Source organism: Bacillus sp. 05T31 (assembly GCF_056396725.1).
Genome location: NZ_JBFTMA010000222.1, coordinates 1 through 5,923 on the forward strand (window position 1 = coordinate 1; position 5,923 = coordinate 5,923).

8 protein-coding genes and 1 other annotated feature are annotated in these 5,923 nt (G+C 37.7%); of the genes, 7 read left to right on the plus strand and 1 reads right to left on the minus strand.

Annotated features, from left to right (window positions below; genetic code table 11):
* Window positions 1-19 precede the first annotated feature (19 nt).
* The 6 genes from acsA (at window position 20) to tyrS (ending at window position 5,286) form a co-directional block, all read left to right on the plus strand.
* Window positions 20-1,738: an acetate--CoA ligase gene (gene acsA / locus AC1DJR_RS14785; RefSeq protein ID WP_477002899.1), complete on the plus strand. Its 1,719-nt coding sequence runs from the start codon at window positions 20-22 to the stop codon at window positions 1,736-1,738.
* A gap of 80 nt (window positions 1,739-1,818) precedes the next feature.
* Complete coding sequence (locus tag AC1DJR_RS14790; RefSeq protein WP_429688107.1) at window positions 1,819-2,379, plus strand: maltose acetyltransferase domain-containing protein; 561 nt, start codon at window positions 1,819-1,821, stop codon at window positions 2,377-2,379.
* Window positions 2,380-2,445: 66 nt separating this feature from the next.
* Window positions 2,446-2,901 (plus strand): hypothetical protein, encoded by a 456-nt coding sequence (locus AC1DJR_RS14795; RefSeq protein ID WP_429688025.1) that lies wholly within the window; start codon window positions 2,446-2,448, stop codon window positions 2,899-2,901.
* Window positions 2,882-3,427 (plus strand): RNA polymerase sigma factor, encoded by a 546-nt coding sequence (locus tag AC1DJR_RS14800; RefSeq protein ID WP_429688026.1) that lies wholly within the window; start codon window positions 2,882-2,884, stop codon window positions 3,425-3,427. Before AC1DJR_RS14795 ends, AC1DJR_RS14800 begins: the two co-directional genes overlap by 20 nt.
* Entirely contained in the window at window positions 3,408-3,653 is a 246-nt protein-coding gene (locus AC1DJR_RS14805; RefSeq protein WP_113770008.1) for a hypothetical protein, read from the plus strand. Before AC1DJR_RS14800 ends, AC1DJR_RS14805 begins: the two co-directional genes overlap by 20 nt.
* 77 nt (window positions 3,654-3,730) lie before the next feature.
* Window positions 3,731-3,959 (plus strand) — a binding site (T-box leader).
* A 70-nt stretch (window positions 3,960-4,029) separates the two neighbouring features.
* Window positions 4,030-5,286 (plus strand): tyrosine--tRNA ligase, encoded by a 1,257-nt coding sequence (gene tyrS / locus AC1DJR_RS14810; RefSeq protein ID WP_429688027.1) that lies wholly within the window; start codon window positions 4,030-4,032, stop codon window positions 5,284-5,286.
* A gap of 78 nt (window positions 5,287-5,364) precedes the next feature.
* On the opposite strand, the gene AC1DJR_RS14815 is transcribed toward tyrS, so the two are convergent.
* Window positions 5,365-5,667, minus strand: coding sequence for a YjdJ family protein (locus AC1DJR_RS14815; RefSeq protein ID WP_429688028.1), 303 nt, complete (start codon window positions 5,665-5,667; stop codon window positions 5,365-5,367).
* A gap of 150 nt (window positions 5,668-5,817) precedes the next feature.
* Between AC1DJR_RS14815 and AC1DJR_RS14820 the strand changes: the two genes are divergently transcribed.
* Window positions 5,818-5,923: transporter (locus tag AC1DJR_RS14820; RefSeq protein ID WP_477002900.1), on the plus strand; the 106-nt coding region annotated here is incomplete at its 3' end.

Below are 5,923 nucleotides of genomic sequence, written 5' to 3' on the forward strand. Positions count from 1 at the left end.
TAGGAGGGGGATGTAAAGTATGAAAGTGGAAACGCTTCCTGTCATTAAAGGAGAAAATAATTTGCCGAATTATGAAGAGGCATACGCGAATTTTAACTGGGAAGAGGTTAATAAAAATTTTACTTGGAATGAAACAGGCCGAGTGAATATGGCGTATGAGGCAATTGATAAGCATGCGAAATCCGATCGAAAGAATAAAGTAGCACTTTATTATCAAGATGGATCGCGAAAAGAGAAATATACGTTTAAGGAAATGAAGGATTTTTCTAATAAAGCAGGAAATGTCCTGAAAAACTATGGCGATGTTGAGAAAGGCGATCGCGTTTTTATTTTTATGCCGCGTTCCCCAGAATTATATTTCGCACTTCTTGGTGCAGTGAAATTAGGGGCAATTGTTGGACCATTATTTGAAGCATTTATGGAAGGCGCAGTACGCGATCGTTTAGAAGATAGCGAAGCGAAGGTGTTAATTACAACTCCTGAATTGTTAGAGCGCATACCATTAAATGATTTACCAGCTTTAAAAACAGTCTTTCTTGTTGGAGACAATGCAGAAGAAGGCGGTAAAACGGTAGCGTTCAATCCTTTATTTGAACAAGCTTCAAAAGAATTACATATCGAATGGTTAGGCCGTGAAGACGGTTTAATTCTTCATTACACATCTGGTTCTACTGGTAAGCCAAAAGGCGTCCTTCATGCACAAAACGCAATGGTTCAGCACTATCAAACAGCGAAATGGGTACTGGACTTAAAAGAAGATGATGTATATTGGTGTACAGCTGACCCAGGCTGGGTAACTGGAACAGCTTACGGTATTTTCGCACCGTGGTTAGTAGGGGCATCAAATGTTATTTTAGGCGGGAGATTTAGTCCAGAAGCGTGGTATGAAGCACTGCAAGATTACGGTGTAACAGTTTGGTATAGTGCACCAACAGCATTCCGTATGTTAATGGGAGCTGGACAAGATGCAATTAAAAAATATGATTTATCACAAGTTCGTCACGTATTAAGCGTTGGTGAACCGTTAAATCCAGAAGTAATTCGCTGGGGTATGAACGCATTTGGACTTCGTATTCATGATACGTGGTGGATGACAGAAACAGGTGGACAAGTTATTTGTAACTACCCTTGTATGGAAATCCGTCCAGGTTCAATGGGTAAACCAATTCCAGGTGTGAAAGCAGCGATTGTTGATAATGAAGGAAATGAAGTTCCTCCATACACAATGGGTAACTTAGCAATTGGTAAAGGTTGGCCAGCGATGATGCGTGGAATCTGGAATAACAAGCAAAAGTATGAATCTTACTTTATGCCGGGAGATTGGTACGTATCAGGTGACTCTGCTTATATGGATGAAGATGGATACTTCTGGTTCCAAGGGCGTATTGATGATGTAATTATGACGTCAGGTGAGCGAGTTGGTCCGTTTGAAGTAGAAAGCAAATTAATCGAGCATGCTGCTGTTGCAGAGGCTGGTGTAATTGGTATTCCTGATCCAGTRCGCGGAGAAATCATTAAAGCATTTATCGCGCTTCGMGYRGGMTACGAACCATCTGATGAATTAAAAGAAGAGATTCGTCAATTTGTRAAGAAAGGCCTAGCAGCTCATGCAGCGCCAAGACAAATTGAATTTAGAGATAAATTACCGAAAACGAGAAGTGGTAAAATTATGCGCCGCGTATTAAAAGCGTGGGAATTAAACTTACCAACAGGYGAYTTRTCGACGATGGAAGATTAAGAGGAAAGGTCTGAACGAAATGACGTTCAGACCTTTTTTATGGTATTATTAACTTATATATATAAGTTAAAGGGGGTAGTATAATGAAAACAGAAAAAGAAAAGATGATACTAGGAGAAATGTACATACCAGCTGATCCTGTTTTAGTACAAGAGAGAGAGCAAGCACGTATATTAACGAGAAAATTAAATGAAACGCCAGAAGTACAATTAAAAGAGCGTAGCGAAATCGTAAAAGAACTATTCGGAACGACTGGAGATAACATTCATCTTGAATCTTCTTTCAGATGTGATTACGGCTATAACATTCACGTGGGCGAAAATTTTTACGCGAACTTTGATTGTACGATTTTAGATGTATGCCCGGTGACAATCGGAGTGAACTGTATGTTAGCTCCAGGTGTTCACATTTATACAGCAACACATCCACTTGATCCAGTAGAGCGCATAAGCGGATCAGAATACGGAAAACCAGTTACAATCGGCGATAACGTATGGATTGGCGGAAGAGCGATTATTAATCCGGGCGTAACAATTGGAGATAATGCTGTCATCGCATCTGGCGCTGTTGTAACGAAAGATGTGCCAGATAATGTAGTAGTTGGCGGGAATCCTGCGAGAATCATAAAAAAAATAAAATAATATTTGAACGAAGCGCCTTCCTCGTCTGTATACATTTATGAAAGAATAGATGAGGGAGGCTTTTTTATGTCTAATAAATTGATGCTGACTTTTGCTTTAATTGGAATTATAGTTGTGTTTTCTTGTGGTATGTTATTACCTATACCAATTGGATTTAAAATTTCAATGATTACAGTTGGGATTATTATGATTGTTATTTTTTCAATCCTTATTCCGTTTGATAAGAAGTGTATTGTACGAAAAAATGGAAATAAAATTGATTTTACAAAAACAAAAATATATTTTCGTTGGAATGTATTTGATACAATTTCGGTCTGTCTTGCAGTGTATGCATGTATATGTGTGCTGGCGTTAAATATTTTAGTTTCAACCGGCCATACGATTCAAAACCCATATGTTCAATTTTTTACGAATCAGTCACAAGCATGGGTCATTGTCGCAAGTGCATATTTAATTTCCCGTATTTCATTAACGTTAAAAGGAATAAAGGAGATCAAAAAAAATGGCGCAGATTGGGATTGAGGAGGAGCTCATGCTTGCGTACCAAAATGGAGATAAGCAAGCTGGAGAAAAACTATATGTTTTAATCAAACCAGCGCTATATACATTTTTATATCGATTTAATCGTGATGAACAACTGAGTATAGATCTCGTTCAAGATACGTTTTTGACTCTAGAGCGTAAGAAACATATGTATGAAACCCGAAAAGGAAAAATTAAAACGTATTTATTTCAAATCGGTTATCGTCTTATGATTAATAAATTAAATAGAAGAAAAAAGTGGCGTTCGCTCTTACCGTTTTTAGTACCAGTGCAAGAGGTAGATTTTTCCCACGAAGACCGGCTTACGGTAAGAGAAGCAATTTTGAAAGTTCCTAAAGAACAGCGAGCGGTCCTGATTCTCTCTTATTATCATGATATGCAGCAAAAAGAAATTGCAGAGGTACTAGATATTCCTGTTGGAACAGTGAAGTCGAGACTTCATAACGGGATAAAGAAATTGAAACAATTGCTGGAGGTGGATGAAATTGAGCGAAAATCCTTTTAAGAATGAATATAAATTAAAGCAGCATTTAGATAGCGATCATGTAGAAATACCGGATTTTCCAAAAACGGTAAGCCACTTCGATCGATTACTTGGATTTCTTGCTTCTCCAGCGAAAGATCCTGTGGAAGCGACGATTGGGAATGATTTATCGGTTGTGTTTCATGTGTCGTTATTAGTTGGTGTTCCAGTTATTTCTCTTATTACGATATTCCTTGCGACTTTATAAAGGATTGGTAGGAAAAGAACTCATACCTCTATTTGACACGCCTATATAAATGATGGTATAAAGAAAAGTATATGAATAATTGAGCGTGGAAAGGGAGAAGTAGTGATCATTTCCCTGTTTTAGAGAGCTGATGGCCGGTGAAAATCAGCACATAGATGATCGCGAATTACGCCCCTAGAGCATCTTTTTTCGATTGAATTGTATTCAAAAGGGAAAAGACGGTGCTAAGCCGTTATGTAAATAAGGTGGTAGGCTTTTTTTGTCTGCAACTAGGGTGGTAACGCGATGATCAAAATCGTCCCTTATTTAAAGGGGCGATTTTTTTATGTTTTCAACCTTCACGCCAGTAATGAACTTAAAGGAGAGTATGTAGGATATGGGTATTTTACAAGATCTTGAATTTCGCGGTCTAATTAACCAGCAAACAGATGCTGAGGGCCTTGAGCAATTATTAGAAAAAGAAAGCGTTAAATTATACTGTGGTTTCGATCCGACAGCGGATAGCTTACACATCGGTCATATGTTACCAGTATTAATGTTACGTCGTTTCCAATTAGCTGGTCACCAACCAATCGCACTTGTTGGCGGTGGTACTGGTATGATCGGTGACCCAAGTGGTAAAAAAGCAGAGCGTACATTAAATACGAAAGATACAGTTGCTTACTACACGGAAAGCATTAAAAACCAACTTTCAAACTTCTTAGAGTTTGAAAACGTGGACAACCCAGCAACGATGGCTAACAACTATGACTGGCTTGGTAACTTAGATGTAATTACATTTTTACGCGATATCGGTAAAAACTTCGGTTTAAACTATATGTTAGCAAAAGATACAGTAGCATCTCGTTTAGAAACTGGTATTTCATTTACTGAGTTTAGTTACATGATTTTACAATCATACGACTTCTTAAACTTATACCAACAATACAATTGCCGTCTTCAAATCGGTGGTAGTGACCAATGGGGTAACATTACAGCTGGTCTTGAATTAATCCGTAAATCAGAAGAAGATGCGAAAGCATTCGGTTTAACAATTCCGCTAGTTACAAAATCTGATGGTACGAAGTTTGGTAAAACAGAGGGCGGCGCAATTTGGTTAGACCCAGAGAAAACAACTCCTTACGAGTTCTACCAATTCTGGATCAATACAGATGACCGCGATGTAGTTAAATACTTAAAATACTTCACATTCTTATCTCATGAAGAAATTCTTGAGCTTGAGAAGCAAGTAACTGAAGCACCAGAAAAACGTGCAGCACAAAAATCATTAGGATCTGAAATGACAAAACTTGTTCACGGCGAAGAAGCGTTAGAGCAAGCAATTAAAATTTCAGCTGCATTATTCAGCGGTTCTGTAGCAGAACTTACTGCAAGCGAAATCGAGCAAGGATTCAAAGACGTACCATCTGTAGAACGTACTGCAGAAGATACAGTATTAATCGACTTACTTGTAGAAAGCAAAATTTCACCATCTAAACGTCAAGCACGTGAAGATGTAACTAACGGTGCAATCTACGTAAACGGTGAGCGTACACAAGCGTTAGACTACGTTGTAACAGAAAACGACCGCATCGAAGGTAAATTCACAATCATTCGCCGCGGTAAGAAGAAATATTTCTTAATTCGTTACTAATCAGAAAAGAATTTAAAACAAATAGTACCCCGAATGGTAGGCTGAAAAGTCTATCGTTCGGGGTTTTTATGTATGCATTTAAATTACCTCATGATTTCTTTTAAATAGAATATGAAGAATTAATATGAGCATGTAAAGTAAGCTAATTAGCATAACGACAAATGCCCCGGGATAAAATTTTGCCGCATATATAAAGAAATCGATTTGATAAATATCGTCATAATGTGAAAAGTACCCTTTAAAATAATTCGTAAACTTAGCGCTATATTTCCATTCATCAGGATAATCTATTAAATTACTCCCTTGATACCAACTCATAAGTGCTGAAGTAATAAACAGCATAAATGCACTGCCTAACTGAACCATTTGGTTTATTGTCAAAATGAAACAACCTCCTATTTAATGGTTATTATAGCGTGCATTCGTATTCCTGTAACCTTTTTGTTGTAATCTCCTTTTCGAGTTCATACGGAAATCACATGTAAGCGGTATGATAAATGTATAACAAATAGAAAGGAGTGGTAAAACAAAATGTCACTAGAAGCGCTCATTATTTTTTCTTTGCTAAATGCGGGTCAGCTTGCAGAGCATTCGAAGGTTGATGTACATAAAGAGCAGAAAGATGCTTATGTATATG